Genomic DNA, 22,761 nt, shown 5'->3' with positions numbered 1-22,761 from the left:
TGATGCGGCCCGACGCGCCCGTCCCGGACTGGGACGCCCTGCGGGCCGCCGCGGTGCAGGCCGCGGCCTGGGCGTACGCGCCGTACTCCCGGCTGCGCGTCGGCGCGGCCGCACTCGTCGACGACGGGCGGGTGGTCACCGGCTGCAACGTCGAGAACGCCTCCTACGGTCTCGGCGTCTGCGCAGAGGTGACCCTCGCCGGGCAGCTGCGCCTCTCCGGCGGCGGACGGCTGCTCGCGGTCGCCTGCCGCTCCGGCGACGGCGACCTGCTCATGCCGTGCGGACGCTGCCGCCAGGTGCTCCACGAGTTCGGCGGCGCCGCCCTGCTCTGCGACACCCCGCGCGGGGTGCTGCCGTTCACCGAGGTGCTGCCCGACGCGTTCGGCCCGGAGGATCTCCCGTGAGCTTCTCCGCGGTCGAGGTCATCGCGGCCAAGCGCGACTGCCGCACCCTGTCGAGGGCCCAGATCGACTGGGTGGTCGACGCCTACACCCGCGGCGAGGTGGCCGACGAGCAGATGGCCGCGCTGGCCATGGCGATCCTGCTCAACGGCATGGAGCCCGGCGAGATCGCGCACTGGACCCAGGCGATGATCGACTCCGGCGAGGTCCTCGACTTCGGCGACGTCGGACGCCCGCTGGTCGACAAGCACTCCACCGGCGGCGTCGGGGACAAGATCACGCTGCCGCTGGCGCCGCTCGTCGCGGCCTGCGGGGCGGCGGTGCCGCAGCTGTCCGGACGCGGGCTCGGCCACACCGGCGGCACCCTGGACAAGCTGGAGGCCGTCCCCGGCTGGCGCGCCTCGCTGACCACCGACGAGATCACCGCGCAGCTGCGCGAGGTCGGCGCGGTCGTCTGCGCGACGACGCCCACGCTCGCCCCCGCCGACAAGCGGCTCTACGCGCTGCGCGACGTCACCGGCACCGTCGAGTCCGTCCCGCTGATCGCCAGCTCGATCATGAGCAAGAAGCTCGCCGAGGGCACCGGCGGGCTGGTCCTCGACGTGAAGGTGGGGTCCGGCGCGTTCATGAAGACCCTGCCGCGCGCCGGGGAGCTCGCCGACGCGATGACCGCGATCGGGGCCGCCCACGGCCTCCCGACCACCGCGCTGCTCACCGACATGTCCCGCCCGCTGGGCCGCTGCGTCGGCAACGCCCTGGAGGTCGCCGAGTCGGTCGAGGTGCTGCGTGGTGGGGGACCGGCCGACCTGGTGTCGCTCACCGTCGCGCTGGCCACGGAGATGCTCGCCCTCGCCGGTCTGCCCGACGCCGACCCGGCCGCCGTGCTCGCCTCCGGTGCCGCGTACGACGTGTGGGAGCGGATGATCGCCGCGCAGGGCGGGGACCCGTCCGCACCGCTGCCGGTGGCCACGCACGTCGAGACGGTCGTCGCCGAGCGGTCCGGGATCTTCGCCGGGGCCGACGCGCTCGCCGTCGGCACGGCGGCCTGGAGGCTCGGAGCCGGGCGCGCCCGCAAGGAGGACCCGGTACAGGCCGGGGCCGGGGTCCGGCTGCTGGTCGACCCGGGCGACGAGGTCCGTCCCGGCACCCCGCTCGCCGAGCTGCACACCGACGACGACGCCCGGCTCCCCACCGCCCGCCGGCTGCTCGCGGGAGCGGCACTGATGATCACCACGGACCCGCCGCCCGAGCGGGACCTCGTCCTCGACGTCCGCCGGGGCAGCTGACCCGGCCCGGCCGGGGTCGCATGCGATCCCGAACGGCGTCAGGTGGCTGACGGGACGTGACAGATCTTCCTGCGTCCGCGTGCCGCATTCGTGACGAAACGTAACTCTCGGTGTCTCCGTCCGTTACGCACAGTGTGAACCGTTCGCCGGCGACGATGCCGTCCCCCAGCCACGTCCCCGTGTCACCGGACCGCGCGGGGGTGACGGCGGGCCCCGACGTCTGGACCACGGCCGAGGCGAGCGAGGACTTCCGCGAGCTCCGCGCGCGCCTGCTGCGTTTCGTGCTGCCGGCGACCGCGGGCTTCCTGGGCTGGCTGTTCCTGTTCGTGGGGCTCAGCGCCTGGGCGCCCGGGCTGCTCGGCACCCGGGTGCTCGGCGACCTCACGCTGGCGCTGGTGCTGGCCATCGGGCAGTTCGTCACGACGTTCGCGATCACCGCGCTGTACGTCCGGTACGCCGGCCGCCGGCTCGACCCGCTCGCCGACGAGATCCGTGAGCGTCTCGAGCGGGGCCACCGGTGACCGCAGCCGTCGCGGCCGTGTCCCCGGCCCCCGGGGACCCGCTGCTCAACATCCTGGTCTTCTCGTCGTTCATCCTCCTGGCCTTCGTCCTGGTGCTGCGGGTGCGGCGGCGCTCGTCGGCGGCCCGGGACTACTACACCGCGGGCAGCGGCTTCACCGGTCCGGAGAACGGCCTGGCCCTGTCCGGGGACTTCCTGTCGGCCGCGACGTTCCTCGGCATCGTCGGCGCGGTCGCCGTCGCCGGTCCCGACGGGTTCCTCTACGCCGTCGTCGCCTTCGTCGCCTGGCTGGTGGCGCTGTTCTTCGTCGCCGAGATGCTGCGCAACACCGGTCGCTACACGATGGCCGACGTCCTCAGCTACCGGTTGCGGCAGCGCCCGGTGCGCGCGGCCGCCGCGACCTCGGCGGTGGTGATCTCCACGCTGTACCTGCTCGGCCAGCTCGCGGGCGCGGGCGGCCTGCTCGCGCTGCTGCTGAACATCACCGACCGCGCCGGGCAGTCCGCGACGATCGCCGGGGTCGGGGCCGTGGTCATCGGGTACGTGCTGATCGGCGGGATGAGCGGCGCGACCTGGATCCAGATCGTGAAGGCGGTCCTGCTGCTGGCGACCGGGATGATCATGGCCGCGTTCGTGCTCGGCACGACCGGTCTGAGCCTGCCCGCGCTGCTGACCGCGGCGGTCGCGAACCACCCGCGCGGCGAGGCCGTGCTGTCCCCGGGGCTGCTGTACGGCGGTGGCCTGACGGCCAACCTGGACCTGCTGTCACTGGCCGTCGGCGGTGTCCTCGGTGTGGCCGGGCTCCCGCACATCCTCATGCGCTTCTACACCGTCCCCGACGCCCGGCAGGCCCGGAAGTCGGTCGTGTGGGCGATCTGGCTGATCGGCGCGTTCTTCCTGCTGGTACTGGCGCTCGGGTACGGCGCCACGGCGCTGGTCGGGCCGGAGGCGATCCTCGCCGCGCCAGGCGGGGTGAACTCGGCGGCGCCGCTGCTGGCACTGCAGATCGGCGGGCCGGTGATGCTGGCGCTGGTCTCGGCGGTCGCCTTCGCGACGATCCTCGCGGTCGTCGCCGGTCTGATGATCACCGCCGCGGCCGCGTTCGCCCACGACGTGTACGCCCAGCTGCTGCGCCGCGGGCAGGCCACCGCGGCCGAGGAGGTCCGCGTCGCCCGGCTGACCACCGTCGTCATCGGGCTCGTCGGCATCGCCGGGGGCATCCTGGCCAACGGCCAGAACATCGCGTTCCTGGCCGCCCTGACCTTCGCGATGGCCGCCTCGGCGAACCTGCCGACGCTGCTGTACTCGCTGTTCTGGAAGGGGTTCACCACGACCGGTGCCCTGTGGAGCATGTACGGCGGCCTCACCGTCACGCTGACACTCATCGTGTTCTCGCCCGCGGTGTCCGGGGCGCCGACGGCGATGCTGCCCGACCTCGACTTCGCGTGGTTCCCGCTGGCGAACCCGGGCCTGGTGTCGGTCCCGGCGGGCTTCCTGCTCGGCTACCTCGGCTCCGTCCTGGGCCGCGAACGCCCCGACGCCGCCGGGCATGCGCAGATGTCGGTCCGGGCGCTGACCGGGGCCGGACTGCAACGTGCGGTGCCCGAGGGCCTGCCGGCGCCGCTCCCCACCGGCCACGGTGCCCACCCGGCCCCCGCCGGTCACGGCGTAACCCCGGTCCCCACCGGTCACGGAGCCCACCCAGACCCCGCCGGTCACGGTGCCCACCCGCGCCCCGACGGTCCTGCGGCCCACCCGGGCCCGGCCGGTCCCGCGGTGCACCGAGGCCCGGCCGGGCCCGCGCCGCACCGGAGTCCGGACGGTGGGGCGGCCCGTACCGCTCGGCCGGACGGTGCCGCCGCACCTCTCCGCACGGGACGCCCCCACGGCGGGCCGTGGCGCGACGCCCGGCCCGGTGGCGGCCAGCCGGCGGGTCCGTACCGGCCGCCGGCCGCCCCGGGGCGGGACCCGCAGTTGCGCCCGGGGCGGGAGCGGCCCGGGCCCGGTACGCCGTCCCGCTGAGCCGCGTCCCCGGCCCCCGGCCGACGCCCGCCGGCCGGAGCCGGGCCGTGGCCGGCGGGCGCCGCCGGGACGGGCGGATCCGTGACACGCCCGCCGCTGCGCCGTGACGCCGGGCCGGTGCGCCCACCGGTGGGTGACGGCGCGGTGCCGGGCGGGCGTCGGCACGACGATTCCGATCCGGCACGATGGACGACGATGCGTGAGGACCGACGAGCGGCGGAGCGGGCGCCCCACCCCGCGGTGGTGCGGCACCAGCTGCTGCCCCGACCGGTGATGGGCCCCGACGCCCGGCGGACCCCGCGGACGCCCCCGGAGGGGGCCGCCGAGGTGACCCGTCCGCTCGGGCCCGGCCGGATCCCCGACCCGGGGGAGCCGACCACCCCGCTGGGACCGGTGGCCGGCGCGTCGCCCGGCCGTCCCACACCCCCGGCGCGCCCGGACGGCGCCGCCGCGGGTCCGGGGACGCCCTCGCACGGCACCGCGCCGGCGGGGGAGACGCCCGGGGACGGCGGAGCACCGGCCCCGGGGACGTCCGGGGACGACCCCGCCGGGACCACACCGTCCGGCGGCGCGGAGCACACCGGCTCGCTCGTCCGCTCCTCCGGCATGATCGCGATCGCCAGCCTGGTCAGCAGGCTCACCGGCTTCGTCCGGAACCTCGCGCTGGTCGCGGTGCTGGGCTTCGCGGTCGTCAACGACTCCTACACGATCTCGAACACGCTGCCGAACATCGTCTACGAGCTGCTGCTCGGCGGGGTCCTGACCAGCGTGATGATCCCGGTGCTGGTCCGCGCCCAGGCCGAGGACGCCGACGGCGGCGAACGCTTCACCCGGCGTCTGCTCACCGTCGTCGGGGCCGCGTTGCTGGTCGCGACCCTGATCGCGATGGCCGCCGCCCCGCTGCTGACGAGGCTCTACCTCGGCTCGGGGGACACCGGGCAGGCCAACCCGGCCCTGGCCACGGCGTTCGCCTGGCTGCTGCTGCCGCAGATCTTCTTCTACGGCATCGGCGCGCTGCTCGGCGCGGTCCTGAACTCGAAACAGGTGTTCGGGCCGTTCGCCTGGGCGCCGGTGCTCAACAACCTGGTCCTGCTGGGTGTGCTCGTCGTCTACGTGCTCGTGCCGGGGGAGATCTCGGTCGACCCGGTCCGGATGGGTGACCCGAAGCTGCTGGTGCTGGGTGTCGGGACGACGCTCGGCATCGTCGTCCAGGCACTGGTGCTCATCCCGTTCATGCGCAGCATCGGGTTCCGCTACCGCCCGGTGTGGGGCTGGGACCCGCGGCTGTCGCTGGCCGGCGGGATGGCGCTGTGGATCGTGGCCTACGTGCTTGTCGGGCAGGCCGGCTACATCGTCACCACCCGGGTCGCCGCGTCGGCGTCCGAGGGGTCGGTCGCGACCTACATGAACGCGTGGCTGCTGCTCCAGGTCCCGTACGGGGTGCTCGGGGTGTCGCTGCTGACCGCACTGATGCCGCGGATGAGCCGCGCCGCGGCCAAGGGCGACGTCGACCAGGTCGTCACCGACCTCTCGCTCGGCGCGCGCCTGTCCACCGTCGGGCTCGTCCCGATCGCGGCCGTCATGACGGCGTTCGGCCCGTCCCTGGGCACCGCGCTGTTCTCCGTCGGGGCGGGCAGCGGGACCGGGGCCGAGCGCCTCGGTCAGGCCGTCGCCTGGTCGGCGTTCGGGCTGCTGCCCTACGCGGTCACGATGCTGCAGATGCGCGTGTTCTACGCGATGACCGACGCCCGCACCCCGACGCTGATCCAGGTCGGCATGGTGGGGGTCAAGATCCCGCTGTTGCTGGCGTGCCCGCTGCTGCTCCCGCCGGAGCAGGTCGTGCTCGGCCTCGCCGCGGCGAACGGGGTCTCGTTCGTCGGGGGCGCGGTGCTCGGGCAGTGGCTGCTGCGCCGCCGCCTCGGGCGGGCCCGCTCCGGCGAGGTCCTGGTGTGCCTGGCCAAGGTCGCGTCCGCCTCCGCGGTCGCCGCCGCCGTCGCCTGGGGTCTCACCCGGCTGCTGGGCCCGGTGCTGGAGGACTGGCCGGACGTGGCTCGCGCCTGGACCCTGCTGGTCGGGGGCGCGCTGATCGCGCTGCCGCTGGCCGTCGCCGGGATGCGGGTGCTGAAGGTGTCCGAGCTCGACGCCGTCTTCCGCCGCCTCGCCCGCCGCTGACCCTCCTGCGTCGCCCCCCGCGGGGTGCCCCCAGGGGAACCTTCGTGGCTTAGAGCGCTACGAGAGTTCCCCTGGGGGCACCCCCGCCGGGGCGTGCGGGGCGCGGTTGGGGCGGAGCTGAGGGCAGGATCCACGACGACCTCCGTCCACCGGCAGCGGTGCGGAGACGATGGGACCGTCGCGGCCGGTTGTCACCGGCCGGTGCAAGGGCCCGGAACGCACGAACACCGCGCCCCCGGCGTGCGGGGCGCGGCGTCCGTCAGGAGAACCGGCGGCTCAGTCGTCCGGGTCGTCGCCGACCAGGTCGGCGGCGGAGGCACCGTTCTGGCTCTTCACCGCGACCTTGGCCCGCCCGCGGCGCTGGGCCGGGCGGGGCGGGGGCGGCGGGGCCTGCTGGGCGTACTGCCCACCCCGGCCCATGATCAGCTCCGCGAACGTCGCCATGGCCTCGTCGAGCTGGCTGGCGTTGCGGCGCTCGGACTCGGCGTTGGCCTTGGTGACCAGGTCGCTGACCGAGCCGGTGTCCGGACGGTCGCGCAGCACGGTGTCGAGGCCGGCGAGCCGGTCGTCGACGCCCGCGGAGAGCGTCGAGACGTCGCCGGACAGCTTCTCCAGGCGGCTGTCGACCTCCCCGGTCAGCTTGTCGAGGCGGCCGTCGACGTCGCCGGTCAGCTTGTCGAGCTTCCCGTCGACGCTCTCGCCGAGCGCGTCGAACCGGCCGTCCACGGCCTCCGACAGCGACGACAGCCGCTCGGTGACCGAGCCGTCGAGCTCGCCCAGGCGGTCCTTCAGGGACCCGCCGAGCTTGCCGACCCGCTCCTTGACCGACCCGTCCAGGTCGGTCAGCTTGCCGTCGAGACCGGACTCGACCGAGTCGAGCCGGTTGCCGACCTCCTCCAGGCGGGCGGAGAGGGCCTCCAGCCGCTCGGTGAGGGCGTCGAACGCCGGGGCCGGGTCGACGGCCGGGCGCTGGGCCAGGTCCTCCAGGCGGCGGTGCAGGCCCACCGAGGTGTCGCCCAGCAGATTGCGCAGGCCCTCGCCGGTCTCCTCGAAGGAGTGCACGGCCGCGTCGAGCTGCTCGCGCACCTGACGCTCGACGCCGTCGACCCGCTCCTTGATCGGGGAGGCGACGGCGTTCGGCATCGCGTCGAGCCGCATCTCGTGCCGGTCGAGGCGGTTGTCGAGGTCGTCGAGGCGCTTGTGCAGGCCGCCCAGGCGGTCGTCCAGGCCGTCCATCCGGCCCGAGACGCCCTCGAGGCGCCCGCCCATGCCGTCGAGCCGCCCGTCGAGCTGGGCGATCGGCTTGGCCAGCTTGTCCGGCAGGGACTCGATGGCCCGGGTGATCGCGCCGAGCACGATCTCGGTGTTGTCCAGCTTGGACACGGTCTCGTCGAGGCGCTCGGCCAGGACGTTCAGCTCGGTCCGGTCGGGGAGTTCGGTGAGCTTCTTGCGCACGGTGCCGATGGCGTCCAGGGCCGCCAGCCGGGCGTGGATCTCGTCGAGGGAGTCGAAGATCTGCTGCTGTTCGCTGTCACGGATCTCGGCCGCTCGCATGAGCATGCCGCGCATCCGGTCGAACGAGAGGTTCGAAGTGTCGCTCATGGCACCTGCTGCGCTTCCTCTGAGCCAAGTGGGGAGTGCCCAGAGGGTAGCGACCGCCGTACGAGGGTCGACGGACGGTGTTGCGCTCGGCCGTCCGGGGCATGTCTCCGCGCCCGGATCGGGTCGATCATGGCAGGTCCGGGCGCCGGTCGTCGCGCGCCACGCCGCTCGGTACCGTGCCCGGGTGGCAGATCCCACCGCTCCCGTCCCGGTCACCCGCGACACCGTCCGCCGCGCCCCCAAGGTGCTCCTGCACGACCACCTCGACGGCGGCCTGCGGGTCGGGACCGTCGTCGACCTGGCCCGCGAGTACGGCTACGACAAGCTCCCCACCACCGACCCCGGCGAGCTCGCGGCCTGGTTCCTCGGTGCCGCCCACTCCGGCTCGCTGGTCCGCTACCTCGAGACCTTCGGGCACACCGTCGCCGTGCTGCAGACCCGGGAGGCGCTGACCCGGGTCGCGGCCGAGGCCGCCGAGGACCTGGCCGCCGACGGTGTCGTCTACGCCGAGGTGCGTTTCGCCCCCGAGCTGCACGTCGAGGGCGGTCTGGACCTCGACGCCGTCATCGCGGCCGTCCTCGACGGGTTCCGGATCGGCACCGCCCGCGCCGCGGCGGCCGGGAACACCGTCCGGGTCGGCACCCTGCTCACCGCGATGCGGCACGCCGCCCGGTCCCGGGAGATCGCCGAGCTGGCCGTGCGCCACCGCGACTCCGGCGTGGTCGGGTTCGACATCGCCGGCGCCGAGAAGGGGTTCCCGCCCACCCGCCACCTCGACGCGTTCGAGTACGTCCGTCAGCAGAACGCCCACGTCACCATCCACGCCGGTGAGGCGTTCGGGCTGCCGTCGATCTGGGAGGCCGTGCAGTGGTGCGGCGCCGACCGGCTCGGACACGGCGTCCGGATCGTCGACGACATCACCGTCACCGACGACGGCCCGCACCTGGGCCGCCTCGCCGCCTGGGTCCGCGACAGCCGCGTCCCGCTGGAGATGTGCCCGACCTCGAACGTGCACACCGGCGCCGCGTCGTCGCTGGCCGAGCATCCCATCGGGCTGCTCACCGACCTGCGGTTCCGGGTCACGGTCAACACCGACAACCGGCTGATGTCCGGCTGCACCATGACCAGCGAGATGTACGACCTGGCCGAGACCTTCGGCTACGGCTGGGACACCCTGCGCTGGTTCACCGTCAACGCGATGAAGTCCGCGTTCATCGGGTTCGACGAGCGTCTGGCCCTGATCGAGGACGTCATCAAGCCCGGCTACGAGGTCTTGTCGCGCTAGTCGTGCCGGCCCGGCCGACGCTGCTCGTCCCGATGGACATGATCGTGGTGGCCCGGCGGTCCCTGCATCGAGTGCGGATCTGCAGCCCTCGGGTGCGAGCTGCGACGGACCACCGACGGCCGTGGACCCGTGAGCGGGCACGCCGCCACCGGGTCCCACGGGCTGCACGGCGGCGTCGCAGCTCAGGTGGTGGTCGGGCGCCGCCGGGCGGCCGTCCTCCGGTGTCCGGGCCTGCCCGAGGGTGCGGCGTCGCGCGTCACCGCTGTCCTACGCTCGTCGCATGAGTGCTCCTGCCTTCTACGCCGAACTGCGCGCGTTGCGGCTCGAGAGGGTGCTGGACGCCTCGGTCGAGCTGATCACCGAGGAGGGCTGGGACCGGCTCAGCATCACCAAGGTCGCCCAGCGCTCCGGAGTGCCGCGGCAGAGCCTGCACAAGGAGGTCGGTACCAAGGCCGAACTCGGCCGCGCCGTGGTGGACCGTGAGGTGGAACGGTTCCTGGCGCGGGTGCAGGAGGGACTGGCAGCCCATCCCGACTCGCTGGAGGACGCGATCGCCGCGGCGGCGCGCCACGCGCTCGACCACGGTCGGGAGAACGCGGTCCTCGCCGCGGTCCTGCGTCCCGGCCACGACCACGGTCTTCTGGAGCTGGTCGCCGTGCATCCGGACGCCGTGCTCGGCAACGCCGTGCAGGCCCTCGGCTCCCAGCTCGGTGCGGCCGCCCCCGAGGCCATGGTCGACACCGTGGTCCGGCTCGTCCTCAGCCATCTGCTGCAACCGACCGTGGAGGTCGACCAGGCCGTGGACCGGATCAGGCACGTGGTGCGCGGGTTCGCCTGAATCCCGGCCTTTCCGGGCGGCAGCCGTCTCAGAGGTCCAGGACCAGGCGCTGGGTCAGCGCACGTGACACGCACGTCATCATGACCTCGCCCCGCTCCCGCTCGGCCCGCGAGAGCACCGCGTCGCGGTGATCGGGGGTGCCCTCGACGACGTCGGCCTCGCAGGTGCCGCAGATGCCCTCCATGCAGGAGCCCATCACGGCCACACCGGCCTGCTCCAGCGCGTCGAAGACCGACGTGCCTCGAGCGACGTCCACGGTGACCCCCGAGGCGGCGCATTCGACCTCGAACGTGTCCAGCCCTCCCGTGGTCGGGTCGACCACCGCGGCCACGAACCGTTCCAGATGCAGGCTGTCCCGGGGCCAGGTGCCGCACATGTCCTCCACCGCGTCGAGGAGTGCGCCCGGACCGCAGCAGTAGACGAGGGTGTCGGCCCGCGGGGTGCCCAGGACCGAGTCGAGGTCGAGCAACCCGCGCTCGTCCTGGGGCCACACGGTCACCCGATCGTCGTCCTCGAGCTCGTCGAGGAAGGCCATCGACGCCCGGGACCGGCCGCCGTACAGCAGGTGCCAGTCGGCGCCGTCGGAGCGGGCGGACTCGACCATGGCACGGATGGGGGTGATGCCGATGCCGCCGGCGATGAACTGGTAGCGAGGCGACGGTTCGAGGGCGAAGTGGTTGCGGGGACCCCGGACACGCAGCGTGTGCCCCACATCCAGCGTGTCGTGCACGTACGCCGACCCTCCGCGACTCTGCGGTTCGCGCAGCACCGCCACCCTCCAGGGGGAGCCCGGCGCAGGGTCGCCGCACAAGGAGTACTGCCGTGTCAGCCCGCGGTCCAGGACCACGTCGATGTGGGCACCGGGTGCCCAGGCCGGCAGTGCGGCGCCGGTGGGGTCGGTGAGGGTCAGCTCGACAACCCCTTCGGCCACCTCGCGGCGGGTCGTGACCTGCAGATCCAGGAGGCCGGCGCCGCCCGATGTGGCCCGCCCGACCCGGGACGACGACGTGGGCGTCGAGGTGGGGGTGGGCTCGGAGACGGACGGGCCGGACGACACCGCAGCCGGGGCGGTCGTCCGCTCGGCGGCCAGGGCGGAGCGGTAGGGACCGTCGCCGCGCCGCTCTCCGCCCGTGGGCGTCAGCCGCACCATCATCGAGCTGTAGCCGCGTACGAAGTTCGACTGCACCCGGGTCGGCTCGGCGAGGACCTCGATGTCGTCGAAGCGTGCGAGCAACTCCTCCCAGAGGATGCGCAACTGCAACTCGGCGAGCCGGCTGCCCATGCAGCGGTGCGGACCGATACCGAACGCAAGGTGGTGCCGTGCGTTCCGCCTGTCGATGATGAACGAGTCCGGGTCCTCGAACGTCCGCTCGTCCCGGTTCGCCGAGGCGTACCACATCACGACCTTGTCACCCTTGCGGATGAACTGGCCGTTGAGGACGGTGTCGCGCGTGGCGACCCGGCGCATGTAGGCCAGCGGTGTCTGCCACCGCAGGATCTCGTGGACCAGCTTCGGCACGAGCGTCGGCTCGGCACGCAGCCGGTCGAACTGCTCGGGGAACTGGTTGAGGGCCAGCACGCCACCGGTCATCGAGTTCCGGGTGGTGTCGTTGCCGCCCACGACGAGCAGTACCAGGTTGCCCAGGAACTCCATCGGACGGTGGATCAGGTCCTTGGTGTCCTCGGAGAGCTGCATGAGCGTGATGAGGTCGTAACCCGGCTTGTCGCCGTCGGCGAGACGAGCCGCCTTCTCGTGCCACAACTCGCTGAAGGCGCGTGCCATCTCGGCGGCGCCGCGGTAGATCTCGTCGGTGTCGTTGGCGCCGCCGGTCGCCGACGCGCTCGTCGCCACCAGGTCGGTCCACTGCACCAGCTTGCGGCGCTGGTCGTACGGGAAGTCGAGCAGGGTGGCCAGCATCCGCGCGGTCAGCTCCACGCTGACCCGGTCGACCCAGTCGAACGGCTCTCCCACCGGCAACCCGTCGAGGACCTCCCGCACACGCGAACGGATCAGGCCCTCCATCTCCTCGAGGTTCTGGGGAGCCACGACACCCTGCACGGCTGCGCGCTGCTGGTCGTGGCGCGGCGGGTCCATCGCGATGAACATCTCGATGTCCAGACCCTCCGGCGGCGAACCGAGGACGATCTGCGGTTCCGCGGAGAAGGTCTCGAAGTCCTTGTCGACCCGCACGATGTCGTCGTACCGGGTGACCGACCAGAACGGCCCGAACGCGCTGTCGGCCCGGAAGTGCACGGGCGCCTCGTCGCGCAGCCGACGGAAGTAGGGCAGCCACTGCTGCTGACGCCACAGGAACGGGTTGCTCACGTCGATCTCGGTCAGATCGAGGTCGGACACCTCCGCGATGTCGGACTCGGTGAAACGTGGTTGCCCGTCACCGACCACCAGCCTCCTGGCCCGCTGCATCAGATGCAGCGCCTGGATCTGGCGGCGCATCGGGATCGCCGCCTGGGCTCGGGTGCGGACCTGATCGGGAACGCGCATGCCGTCGACCACCTTGTCGAGATGACTGCTGACGACATAAGCGAATCACAGGTCTCTGGCGCTGACAATACCTGGCCGTATGTCAGACCCTGGGGCGCCCCGGGACGCCCGGGGTCTCCGAGGTCGTCGCGACCCGGGACCGTCCGTGCCGGTAGTCACGGGGTGCTCCCGCGCCCAGCCGCGGGCTCCGAAGCCGTGGGAGCCGGCGACATCGGCGGGCGCCTCGTCGCGCAGGGCGGGTTCTGCCGACCCCTGGGCAGGCCCCTCGCGGACCGACCGGGCTAGTGCTCCCGCAGCCGGGCCTCGAGCCCGGCGACGAGCTCGCCCCAGGACTGCGCCTCCTGGGTGAACGGCGGGCTGGGCGCCATCCGCGTCGGGTCCGGCCGCACGACGAACGACACGAGCCAGCCGAGGCTGTTGGACTCGGCGAGGACCTCGGCGGGCTCGGGGTCCCCGGCCCACTCGCCGACGTCGGTCAGCAGCTCCGAGGCCAGGTCGAGCTGGACCGGGTCCAGGTCGAGCACGCCCTCGGCGAGGTCGGGGCCGATCCCGGTCAGCACGTAGGTGTTCATGTCCTCGACGCCGCCGTCGAGCTCGCCGACGGCGGCCGCGTCGAGCACCTCGGCGAAGGTGACGGCCGCGGTCAGGTCGGTCCCGGCGACGGCGGGGTGCTCCCGGTCGGCCAGCGCCCGGAACAGCGCACGCTCGGAGCCGAACACGTCGATCCGGCCGTCGGAGCCGAGGAAGACCGGCTTGTCGTCGAGGTAGCAGCGCAGGCTGACCACGGAGCGGTCGCCGACCTCGATGCGGATCGGGTCGATGCCGACCTCGGCCCAGAAGCCGTTCGGCTCCTCCGCGGCGGTGTCGGCGTCCTCGGTGCCCGCGGCGAGCGCGGCGGCCTCGAGGGCCTCGTCGTCGTCGAGGGGCTGTTCGGCGAGACGGTCGCGCAGCTCCTGTTCCTCGGCGCGCGCCTTGTCCAGCGCCCCGGCGTCGAGGTCCGGTGTGGCGACGAGGTCGTCGACGGTGTCGACGATCCCGTCCCAGTGCGTCGCGATCGCCTCGGACAGCGCGGTCCAGCGCTTGGCGCCGTCACGTCCGGCGAAGGCCTGCTCGCCCTCGCGCAGCAGCGCGAACGTGGGCTCGCCGTCGAGCGCGGCGATCACGGCGGAGAGGTCGCAGACGTCGGCCAGCGACCGGACGATCGAGACGGTCTCGTGCAGCTCCTGCACGGTCAGCGCGTCCGGGTCGGCGGCGGCCAGCTCCGGCAGACCGACCAGGTCGTACCGGTGGACGGCGTCGGGGGTCAGCTCGGCGACCGCGAGCCCGGGGACCGCGGACCACGCGGGGTGGTCGGCCAGGTCGTGCTCGGGTGCGGTCCGCACGAACGCGGCGAGACCGGCCACCTCGTCGAAGACGAACACGTGCTCGTCGTCGCCGAGGAAGGCTTCCCACTCCTCGCCGTCCTCGCGCCAGGGGGGAGCCCACAGGGTGACCACGTCGCCCCGGGTGAGAGCGAGCCGGATCGGGACGATGTCGCTTGCCACGGGGCGAGCCTATCGTCGCGTCCTGCCGCCGGCCGGTCCCACCACCTCGGGTGTCGCCGGCCCGGCGGATCACGGTCGTGCGGGGTCAGGCCTGGGAGTGCAGTCGGACCACTCCGATGGACACGTCCTCGAGTCCACCCCGGTCGAAGTCGCGTCGCAGCTGGTCGGCCTTGACGGTCGCCGTCATCCCGTCGAACGGGCCGTGCGCGTCCACCTCCCCGGTCTGTGGGTCCACCGCCAGAACAACGTATCCGTCGCACTGCGTGAGCTTTTCCGCAGCAGCGATCAACGTCTGCTCCTCGGAAGTCGTGTTCTCCGGCATCGGATCACCTCCTTGTCGTCTAGTACAGCGTCGGCGGTACCCTCGATGTGACACCGTTTCGGCCATACCACCCGTTCGGGTCAGGTGAATCGCGAGATCGGCGACCGCGCGTGCTGATCGTGGCACTCCACGCGGTCGATCACGCGATCCGGGGAACCGGCCGTGTCCGACCGGCAACCGTTGGTGATCACGGTTCCGCTCCGGGATCGGCTGTCACGCAAGGTCTGCGAGGGTGTCCGCGGCCTCACCCGGGAGGGCGAGGAGATGCATCCGGCCGGTCCCGGCGTCACTCGTCGGTGAGCGCGTGCTTCTCACGCTTCGTGAACCGTGACACGCATCCGTGTCAACGTCCGGGGATGACGTCCCGGTGTCCGTCCGGTCACGGGACGGCATCGTCGCAGGACACGGAGCGCGTCCGGCCGTCGGGTCCCACGGCCCGGCGGGGCGACGGCACCGGATCGGTGGGCCGGGCGCCTCCTCACGGGGGATCTCCGCGCGGCCCGGCCGCCGTAGGGTGTGCGGCCGTGGACACGATCGTCGTCGACCACCCGCTCGCGCGGGCCCGGCTCAGCACCATGCGGGACGCCCGCACCGACAACGCGACCTTCCGGGCGGCGTTGCGCGAGCTCACCCTGATGCTGGTCTACGAGGCCACCCGCTCGGCGCCGCTGGCCGAGGAGCGGATCCACACCCCGGTCTCGCGGACGGTCGGTCACCGGCTCGCCGTCCCGCCGGTGCTCGTCCCCGTGCTGCGGGCCGGGCTGGGGATGGCCGAGGCCGCGCTGAACCTGATCCCGGACTCGCAGATGGGCTTCGTCGGCATGGCCCGCGACGAGACGACCCACCGGCCGGTGCCCTACATGGAGTCGCTGCCCGACAGCCTCGTCGGGCGGCCGGTGTTCGTGCTCGACCCGATGCTGGCCACCGGCGGCTCGATGGTGCACACCGTGGAGCTGCTGACCCGCCGCGGCGCCGACGACGTGACGGTCCTCTGCGCGCTGTCCGCGCCGGAGGGCGTGGAGCGGCTGCGCGCGTCCGGGCTGCCGGTCCGGATGGTGACCGCCAGCATCGACGAGCGGCTCAACGACTCCGCGTTCATCGTCCCCGGCCTCGGCGACGCCGGGGACCGCCAGTTCGGCGCGGTCTGAGTCCGCCGTGAGGCCCTCCCGCCGCATCCTCACCGGGGTCGTGGCGACGGTGGCCGCGGTCGCGCTGTCGGCGCTGCCCGCGGCGGACCGGCCGGAGGACGCCGAGGTGCCCGCCGCCGTCGACGATCCCGGGGTGGTGCGGGTGATGCCGCTGGGCGCGTCGTCGACGGTCGGGGTGGGGAGCCCGGCGACGGCCGGTTACCGCCTCCCGCTGTGGCAGCGCCTGGCCGCCGACGGCGTCCGCATCGACTACGTCGGCTCCCGCAGCTCCGGGCCGGACGCGCTGCCCGACACCGACCACGAGGGCCGCTCCGGCTGGACGGCGGCCCGGATGGTGCCGATGACGGGCGGTTGGGTGCTGGCCGCGCAGCCGGACGTCGTGCTGCTGCACGCCGGGACCAACGACCTGTTGCAGGACGCGAGCGCGCGGGCGACGGCGGCGAGCCTGGACCGGCTGCTGGACCGCGTGTTCGCAGCCGCACCGCACACCCACGTGATCATGGCCGGGGTGTGGGCGCCGCTGCCGAAGCAACGGGCCGAGCGGGCGCGGCTGGCCGAGTACCTGCCCCGGGTCGCCGCCGCGCACCGGGCGGCCGGGCACTCGGTGGAGTTCGTCGACACCGCCACCCTGTTCCCCGCCGGGCGGACCGCGGACGGCCTGCACGCCGGACCGGGCGCCTACCGCACGATCGCGTCGGTGTGGGCCGACCGGATCGAGGCGCACCTCGGGGTGCGGCCCGCCACCGGGCGCCGGTAGCTCAGCCCTCCGGCATGACGGTCGCGGCGACGACCGCGCCCAGCTCGCGGCACGCGGCCCGGGCGGCGGCGTCCGGGGGACCCGCGACCTCGACCGGCGCGGCCGCCGCGGTCCAGCCCATCGCCCCGGCGACCGTCGTCACCGAGCGGGTCGCGCCGGAGGTGTCCGAGCCGCCGTGCACCCACAGCCCGTAGGGCAGGCCGCGGGTGTCGTCGGCGCAGACGTAGAAGACCTGGTCGAGGAAGTGCTTGAGCGCGCCGGACATGTAGCCGATGTTCGCCGGCGTCCCGAGGACGACGGCGTCCGCGGCGAGCAGGTCGCTCGCCGTCGCGGCCAGGGCGGCGCGGGCGACGACCTCCACCCCGGTGATGTCCGGGTCGGCCGCGCCCGCGCGGACCTCCGCGAGCAGCTCCGCGGTGGCGGGGGACGGCGTGTGGTGGACCAGGAGCAGGCGCGCGCTCATCCGGCGAGCATCCCGTCGACCTCCGCGCGCAGCGCGGCCAGGCGCTCCGCGGCGACGGCCCGCGACGCCGGCACCGCGGCCACGTCGCCGGTGGGGTCCTCCACGACCTCCAGGTAGGCCTTGAGCTTCGGCTCGGTCCCCGACGGGCGGATCACCACGCGGGTCCCGGGGCGCCGCAGCCGCAGGACGTCGGGGGCCGGGCGGTCGGCCTCCCAGCCGGCCGGGGGCGCGGCGCGCAGCCGGGCGACGGCGGCGTCGCGCTCGACGGGGGCCATCCGGATCGAGACACCCCGGGTGGCGTGCACGCCGAACTCCGCCGCCAGCTCGTCGAGCCGCCGCGGCACCGACGACCCGGCCGCGGCGAGCCCGCGTACCAGGTCCGCGGCGACGACGGCGGCGGAGACGCCGTCCTTGTCCCGGACGCCGTCGGGGTCGACGCAGAGTCCGATCGCCTCCTCGTAGCCGAAGACGAGCCCGTCGCCGGCCCGCACGATCCACTTGAACCCGGTGAGGGTCTCGGCGGAGCGGGCCCCGCGGGCGGCCGCGACCCGGGCGAGCATCGACGACGACACGACGGTCGTCGCGACCAGCGGGTCCGCCGCGGTCCCGGTCCGCAGGACGTGGTCGCCGAGCAGCACGCCGGTCTCGTCGCCGGACAGCATCCGCCAGCCGTCACCGAAGGCGACGCCGAGCGCGCACCGGTCGGCGTCCGGGTCCAGCGCGACGGCGAGGTCCGCGCCGCTCCGGGCGGCCAGCGCGAGCAGCGCGTCGGTCGCGCCGGGCTCCTCCGGGTTCGGGAAGGCGACCGTCGGGAAGTCGGGGTCGGGCACGGCCTGGCTCGCGACGACGGCGACGTCGTGCACCCCGGCCCGGGCGAGCGCGGCGACCGCGGTCGCGCCGCCGACGCCGTGCATCGGGGTGAGCGCGATCCGCGGCGCGGGCGCCCCGGTGTTCCCCGACAGCGTTGCGACCCGGTCCAGGTAGGCGCCGGTGACCTCCGCCGGGTCCGGCAGCGGCCCGAGCGGCACCGACACCGCGGGCGGGGCGGCGGTGATCGCGTCCTCGATGGCGGCGTCGTCGGGGCCCACGAGCTGCGCGCCGTCGGCGAGGTAGACCTTGTAGCCGTTGTCGGCGGGCGGGTTGTGCGAGGCGGTGACGGCGATCCCGGCGACCGCGCCGAGGTGGCGCACGGCGAAGGCCACCAGCGGGGTGGGGACGGGGCCGTCGAGCAGGGTCACGGTGAACCCGGCGCCGGTCAGCACCCGGGCGCTGGCCTCGGCGAACGCCGCCGACCCGTGCCGGGCGTCCCGGCCGACGACGACCCGGCCGGTGCCCGTGGTCCGGGCCAGGTGGGCGGCCAGCCCGGCGGTCGCCCTGGTCACGACGGCGACGTTCATCCCCGACGGCCCGGCCCGCACCGGCCCGCGCAGCCCGGCGGTGCCGAAGCGCAGCGGCCCGGACAGCCGGTCGGCCAGCTCGTCGCCGGCCGCCGCGGCACCGTCGCCGCCGGCCATCGCGGTGGCCAGCACGCGCTGCAGCTCGGCCCGGGTGCCCGGGTCGGGGTCGTCGGCGATCCAGCGCAGCGCCGCGTCGCGCAGCGGCCCCGGCAGCACCATCAGATGCGGCCGACGAGGTCGCGCAGCAGCGAGCCCATCCGGGTCGCCGCCGCGGCGCCGGCGTCGAGGACCTCCTGGTGGTTCAGCGGCTGCCCGGACAGACCCGCGGCCAGGTTGGTGACCAGCGAGATGCCGGCGACCTCCAGTCCGGCGGCGCGGGCGGCGATCGTCTCGGCGACGGTGGACATCCCGACCAGGTCCGCGCCCAGCGTGCGCAGCATCCGGATCTCGGCCGGGGTCTCGAAGTGCGGACCGGGCAGCCCGGCGTAGACGCCGTCGACCAGCGACGGGTCCAGCTCGCGGGCGGCGGCGCGCAGCCGCGGGGAGTAGGCGTCGGTGAGGTCGACGAAGTGCGCGCCGTGCAGCGGAGAGCGCGCCAGCAGGTTGAGGTGGTCGGAGATCAGCACCGGCTGCCCGACCGACAGACCCTCGGTGATGCCCCCCGCTGCGTTGGTCAGCACGACCGTGCGGACACCGGCCGCCGCGGCGGTGCGGACGCCGTGCACGACCGGGTCCATCCCGTGGCCCTCGTAGAGGTGGGTGCGCCCGAGCAGGACCAGCACCCGGGTGTCGCCGATGCGCAGCGAGCGGGCGGTGCCGCCGTGGCCGACCGCGGACGGCGCGACGAACCCGGGCAGCTCGGCCATCGGGACCTCGGTGTCCGGGGTGCCGAGGACGTCGGCGGCCGGCCGCCAGCCGGAGCCCAGGACCACCGCCACGTCGTGGGCGTCGGTGCCGGTGCGGCGGGCGAGCTCGGCGGCGGCGGCGTGGGCGCGAGCGGTGGGGTCGGCGGTGTCGGCCATGCGCGCCAGCCTAGGGGGCGCCGGCGCCGTGGCCGGCTCAGCCCGGGGTGGCGCGGAAGCCCGAGGCGACGGCGTCGAACAGGCCCGCGACGGCGTCCTCGGCGCGGCCGGCGGGGGAGGTCAGCTGCAGTACCCAGACCCCGCCGAGCTGGTCGCGGCCGGGAATGATGCGCATCAGCGTGCTGCGCTGCGCGCTGCCGCTGCCGGTGGTGAGCGCGACCTGGCTGGAGCCGTCGGGCAGCTGCTCGACCGGCCCGGCCTCGACCGGGTCGACGCCCAGCGCCTCGGGGGTGAGGGCGTCGGTGACGGCCCCGGCCGAGGTCGCCGCCCGGACCGACAGCTCCTGACGGCCGTCCGGGCTGACGAAGCGGACGACGACCGAGCCGTCGGGGGCGGGCGAGCGGAACTGGGTCCAGCCGTCGGGGACCGGCACGGTGAAGCCGAGCGGGTCCGGGTAGGTGGTGCGCAGCGACCGGTCGGTGGCGACGGTGACCGTCGACAGCGGTTCCTGCCCGGCCAGCGTGCGGACCCCGGTGAACCCGGCGAGCGCGCCGAGCAGCACGATCAGGGCGCCGCCGAGCACCAGCGGGACGGCGCCGAGCACGGTGGTCGGGCCGGCCGCCGCAGTACGGGCGGGCGCCGCCCCCCGCGACGACGGGCGGGCCTGCCGGGGGCGCGGCGGCCCGGCGGGCGGCGCAGCCGGCGCGGGCACGGGGTCGGTGACCGGGACGCGGCCGTAGGCGCCGGTGCCGGTGGGGCCGACCGGGCCGGGCGGGGGCGGTGCGGCGACCCGCGGCGGTGCCGGTGTCGGTGCCGGTGCCGGGCCGGTCGGTGCGGGCACCCGCGCCATCACGGTCGGCACGTCCGGGGAGCCGGGGAAGATCGGGTCGTCCGGGTCGGCGAGCAGCGGGCGCAGCCGGGCCCGGACCTCGTCGAGCGGCATCCGGCCCGACGGCTCCTTGACCATCAGCCCGGCGATGACCTCGGCGAGGGGGCCGGTGACCGTCGGCGCGGGGACGGGACCGTCGACGACCTCGGTGATGGTGCGGACCGGGTCACCGTCGACGTCGTAGGGCGGGCGGCCCTCGACGGCGGCCCAGAGCGTCGCGCCGAGGCCCCACAGGTCCGCGGCCGGCGTGACCGGCTGGCCCGCGGCGACCTCGGGCGCGATGTAGGCGGGCGAGCCGAGCACGAGACCCGCGGAGGTCATCGGCGCGTCGGACTCGTTGCGGGCGATGCCGAAGTCGGTGAGCTTGATCCGGCCGTCGTCGGAGATCAGGACGTTGCCGGGCTTCACGTCGCGGTGGGTGATCCCGGCCCGGTGCGCGGCCCGCAGCGCCGCCGCGGTGCCGTGCCCGACGACGCCGGCCTGCGCGGCGTCGAGCCTGCCCAGCTCGGTGATCGCCGCGGCCAGGTTCTTCGACGGCACCAGCTCCATGACCACCAGCGGCTCGTCGCCGCCGGAGTCGAGCACGTCGAAGACGGTCACGACGTTGGGGTGCGACAGCCCGGCCAGTGCCCGGGCCTCCCGCATGATGCGTTCCCGCAGCTCCAGCTTCTCCCCGGCCGGGATGCCGTCGGGGATCTTCAGCTCCTTGAGCGCGACGCGGCGGTGCAGGACCTCGTCGAAACCCGACCAGACGGTGCCCATCGCGCCGCTCCCGAGCGGACCGTCGACGCGGTACCGCCCGGCGAACTGTCGGCGCTGGACCTCGCCCTCGGGAACGGACACGCCGCCGATTGTTCCATCGTGCCCGCGCGGCCCGTCCCCGCACACCGTTCCCGGCCGGGATCGTCACCGCCGGTGCCCACTGGTGACGGTGCGTGACGACACTGGTCGTTCCGGGACGCCGGACGGCCGCCGCGGCGGGCCGGGCGTGCGGACGGTCACGGTCCGGTGGCGTTCCGGCCGCGGGCCGGTGTCGTCGTCCCGGGAGTTCCCCGTGACGGGCGTCCGAACCGCCGGTGAACGGCGAGGACGGCCGTTCGCCGACGGGAGGAACGGTCGCACGCGGCCGTTCACCTGGAGCGGTGAACCCGCTGGCAGCAGCTCGCCGACCCCTTGCCGCCCCGTGGCGTGAACGGACGATTTCGACTGGAACACCGCCGGACGGGTGAGCACCATCATGGGTGGTGGGAGACGACCGAACGCCGTCCGCGTCGACCGCGGACACGCGGGCCGTTCCCGCCGAGGGCCAGTACGAGGAGGACAAGGTGACTGCGCTGCAGACCCGCACCGAGCTCCCGGAGATCACCGATCCCGCGGTCGACGATCTCGGCTCCGGCACGGGTCCGGCCTGGCTGGAGTCGTGGATGCGGGCGCACAAGGGCGAGATCGTCGGCTGGCGCCGCGCGATCCACGCCCAGCCCGAGCTGGCCCGTCGCGAGCACCTCACGACCGCGCGGGTCGCGGAGACCCTGCTGCGGGCCGGTCTGGAGCCGCGCACGCTGCGCGGCGGCACCGGTGTCGTCTGCGAGGTGGGGCACGGCGAGCCGCTGGTCGCCCTGCGCGCGGACATGGACGCGCTGCCCCTGCAGGAGCAGACCGGTCTGCCGTTCGCCTCCGAGGTGCCCGGCGTCATGCACGCCTGCGGGCACGACGCGCACACCGCGATGCTGCTCGGCGCGGCACTGGCGCTGCAGTCCGCGCCGTCGCTGCCCGGCCGGGTCCGGCTGGTGTTCCAGCCGGCCGAGGAGGTGCAGCCGGGCGGCGCGCTCGACGCCGTCGAGCAGGGCGTGATGGAGGGGGTGCAGCGGATCTTCGCTCTGCACTGCGACCCGCGCCTGGAGGTAGGACGGCTCGGAACCCGGGTCGGGCCGATCACCTCGGCCTGCGACCTCATCGAGGTCCGGCTGACCTCCCCGGGCGGGCACACCTCGCGCCCGCACCTGACCGCCGACCTCGTGCAGGCGCTCGGGCTGCTGGCCACGCAGGTGCCGCTGCTGCTGACCCGCCACGTCGACCCGCGCTCGGGCACCGTCCTGACCTGGGGTGCGGTGCACGCCGGGGACGCGGCGAACGCGATCCCGCAGTCCGGCCTGCTGCGCGGCACCCTGCGCACCGCCGACCACACCACCTGGACCGAGCTCGAGGAGAAGCTGCGGGCGCTCGTCGCGTCCGTGCTGGCCCCGACCGGTGTCGGCTACGTGCTCGACCACGTCCGCGGTGTCCCGCCGGTCGTCAACGACGCGGTGTCCACCGGGATGCTGCGCGACGCCGCGGTGACCGTCGGTGGCGAGGTCGCCGACGCGTCCACGGAGCAGTCCTCCGGCGGCGAGGACTTCGCCTGGTACCTGGAGCACTCCGCGGGCGCCATGGCGCGGCTCGGGGTGTGGTCGGGCACCGGCAAGCAGCGGGACATCCACCAGCCGACCTTCGACCTCGACGAGCGTGCCCTGCCGTTCGGGTCGCGGGTGCTGGTGCAGGCCGCGCTGTCCGCGCTGGCGCAGGCGGCCTCCTGAACCACCGTCTCCCGCGG

At 74.6% G+C, this 22,761-nt stretch carries 17 protein-coding genes and 1 pseudogene; 10 read left to right on the top strand and 8 right to left on the bottom strand.

The window, feature by feature from the left end:
* Nucleotides 1-2 precede the first annotated feature (2 nt).
* The 5 genes and pseudogenes from ZF1_RS22890 to murJ all read left to right on the top strand — a co-directional run bounded on the left by ZF1_RS22890 (nucleotide 3) and on the right by murJ (nucleotide 6,401).
* Nucleotides 3-404, top strand: a complete 402-nt coding sequence (locus tag ZF1_RS22890) for a cytidine deaminase (RefSeq protein ID WP_073576845.1) — start codon at nucleotides 3-5, stop codon at nucleotides 402-404.
* The gene (locus tag ZF1_RS22885; RefSeq protein ID WP_350590638.1) at nucleotides 401-1,687 is read left to right on the top strand and encodes a thymidine phosphorylase; all 1,287 of its coding nucleotides are present in this window, start codon (nucleotides 401-403) and stop codon (nucleotides 1,685-1,687) included. The genes ZF1_RS22890 and ZF1_RS22885 overlap by 4 nt, the downstream gene beginning before the upstream one ends.
* 155 nt (nucleotides 1,688-1,842) lie before the next feature.
* Nucleotides 1,843-2,208 carry a DUF485 domain-containing protein gene (locus ZF1_RS22880; RefSeq protein ID WP_083658832.1) on the top strand — a complete coding sequence of 122 codons (366 nt, stop codon included), beginning with the start codon at nucleotides 1,843-1,845 and terminating at the stop codon, nucleotides 2,206-2,208.
* Nucleotides 2,205-3,809, top strand: a pseudogene (locus tag ZF1_RS22875) (solute symporter family protein); the annotation flags it as partial. The gene ZF1_RS22880 and the pseudogene ZF1_RS22875, both read left to right, overlap by 4 nt.
* Nucleotides 3,810-4,424: 615 nt before the next feature.
* Nucleotides 4,425-6,401: a murein biosynthesis integral membrane protein MurJ gene (murJ, locus tag ZF1_RS22870; RefSeq protein WP_357436812.1), complete on the top strand. Its 1,977-nt coding sequence runs from the start codon at nucleotides 4,425-4,427 to the stop codon at nucleotides 6,399-6,401.
* A gap of 276 nt (nucleotides 6,402-6,677) precedes the next feature.
* Here murJ and ZF1_RS22865 read toward each other — a convergent pair whose 3' ends face one another.
* Nucleotides 6,678-8,003 (bottom strand): PA containing protein, encoded by a 1,326-nt coding sequence (locus ZF1_RS22865; RefSeq protein WP_482638311.1) that lies wholly within the window; start codon nucleotides 8,001-8,003, stop codon nucleotides 6,678-6,680.
* A gap of 184 nt (nucleotides 8,004-8,187) precedes the next feature.
* Here ZF1_RS22865 and ZF1_RS22860 point away from each other — a divergent pair, with 184 nt between their 5' ends.
* Together ZF1_RS22860 and ZF1_RS22855 are read left to right on the top strand one after the other, a co-directional pair.
* Nucleotides 8,188-9,288 (top strand): adenosine deaminase, encoded by a 1,101-nt coding sequence (locus ZF1_RS22860; RefSeq protein WP_482638310.1) that lies wholly within the window; start codon nucleotides 8,188-8,190, stop codon nucleotides 9,286-9,288.
* A 280-nt stretch (nucleotides 9,289-9,568) separates the two neighbouring features.
* Nucleotides 9,569-10,126 carry a TetR/AcrR family transcriptional regulator gene (locus ZF1_RS22855; protein ID WP_208826251.1) on the top strand — a complete coding sequence of 186 codons (558 nt, stop codon included), beginning with the start codon at nucleotides 9,569-9,571 and terminating at the stop codon, nucleotides 10,124-10,126.
* Between the two features lie 28 nt (nucleotides 10,127-10,154).
* On the opposite strand, the gene ZF1_RS22850 is transcribed toward ZF1_RS22855, so the two are convergent.
* From ZF1_RS22850 to ZF1_RS22840, 3 genes are all read right to left on the bottom strand, one after another.
* Nucleotides 10,155-12,629 (bottom strand): cytochrome P450/oxidoreductase, encoded by a 2,475-nt coding sequence (locus ZF1_RS22850; RefSeq protein WP_208826253.1) that lies wholly within the window; start codon nucleotides 12,627-12,629, stop codon nucleotides 10,155-10,157.
* A gap of 281 nt (nucleotides 12,630-12,910) precedes the next feature.
* On the bottom strand, nucleotides 12,911-14,173 hold the full coding sequence (locus tag ZF1_RS22845; protein WP_350590562.1) for a primosomal protein: 1,263 nt from the start codon (nucleotides 14,171-14,173) through the stop codon (nucleotides 12,911-12,913).
* An 85-nt stretch (nucleotides 14,174-14,258) separates the two neighbouring features.
* A complete protein-coding gene (locus ZF1_RS22840; protein WP_073576391.1) occupies nucleotides 14,259-14,495 on the bottom strand; it encodes a hypothetical protein in 237 nt (78 codons plus the stop codon).
* Nucleotides 14,496-15,019: 524 nt separating this feature from the next.
* Between ZF1_RS22840 and upp the strand changes: the two genes are divergently transcribed.
* Together upp and ZF1_RS22830 are read left to right on the top strand one after the other, a co-directional pair.
* A complete protein-coding gene (upp, locus tag ZF1_RS22835) occupies nucleotides 15,020-15,643 on the top strand; it encodes a uracil phosphoribosyltransferase (protein WP_073576390.1) in 624 nt (207 codons plus the stop codon).
* A gap of 7 nt (nucleotides 15,644-15,650) precedes the next feature.
* Nucleotides 15,651-16,400, top strand: coding sequence for a GDSL-type esterase/lipase family protein (locus tag ZF1_RS22830; RefSeq protein ID WP_073576389.1), 750 nt, complete (start codon nucleotides 15,651-15,653; stop codon nucleotides 16,398-16,400).
* A gap of 1 nt (nucleotide 16,401) precedes the next feature.
* Here the strand turns inward: ZF1_RS22830 and ZF1_RS22825 are convergent, their stop codons facing one another.
* The 4 genes from ZF1_RS22825 to ZF1_RS22810 are packed head-to-tail and all read right to left on the bottom strand — an operon-like array spanning nucleotide 16,402 to nucleotide 21,014.
* Complete coding sequence (locus ZF1_RS22825) at nucleotides 16,402-16,863, bottom strand: flavodoxin family protein (protein WP_062397648.1); 462 nt, start codon at nucleotides 16,861-16,863, stop codon at nucleotides 16,402-16,404.
* Entirely contained in the window at nucleotides 16,860-18,479 is a 1,620-nt protein-coding gene (locus ZF1_RS22820) for a phospho-sugar mutase (protein ID WP_482638309.1), read from the bottom strand. Before ZF1_RS22820 ends, ZF1_RS22825 begins: the two co-directional genes overlap by 4 nt.
* Entirely contained in the window at nucleotides 18,479-19,282 is an 804-nt protein-coding gene (locus ZF1_RS22815; RefSeq protein ID WP_208826263.1) for a purine-nucleoside phosphorylase, read from the bottom strand. Before ZF1_RS22815 ends, ZF1_RS22820 begins: the two co-directional genes overlap by 1 nt.
* A gap of 37 nt (nucleotides 19,283-19,319) precedes the next feature.
* On the bottom strand, nucleotides 19,320-21,014 hold the full coding sequence (locus tag ZF1_RS22810; RefSeq protein ID WP_482638308.1) for a serine/threonine-protein kinase: 1,695 nt from the start codon (nucleotides 21,012-21,014) through the stop codon (nucleotides 19,320-19,322).
* Between the two features lie 482 nt (nucleotides 21,015-21,496).
* Between ZF1_RS22810 and ZF1_RS22805 the strand changes: the two genes are divergently transcribed.
* Nucleotides 21,497-22,744 carry an amidohydrolase gene (locus tag ZF1_RS22805; RefSeq protein ID WP_208826274.1) on the top strand — a complete coding sequence of 416 codons (1,248 nt, stop codon included), beginning with the start codon at nucleotides 21,497-21,499 and terminating at the stop codon, nucleotides 22,742-22,744.
* Nucleotides 22,745-22,761 lie beyond the last annotated feature (17 nt).

The organism is Pseudonocardia sp. ZF1 (genome assembly GCF_056835605.1).
The sequence above is the reverse complement of the archived record's forward strand: the minus strand, read 5'-3'. Positions and strand labels throughout refer to the sequence as shown.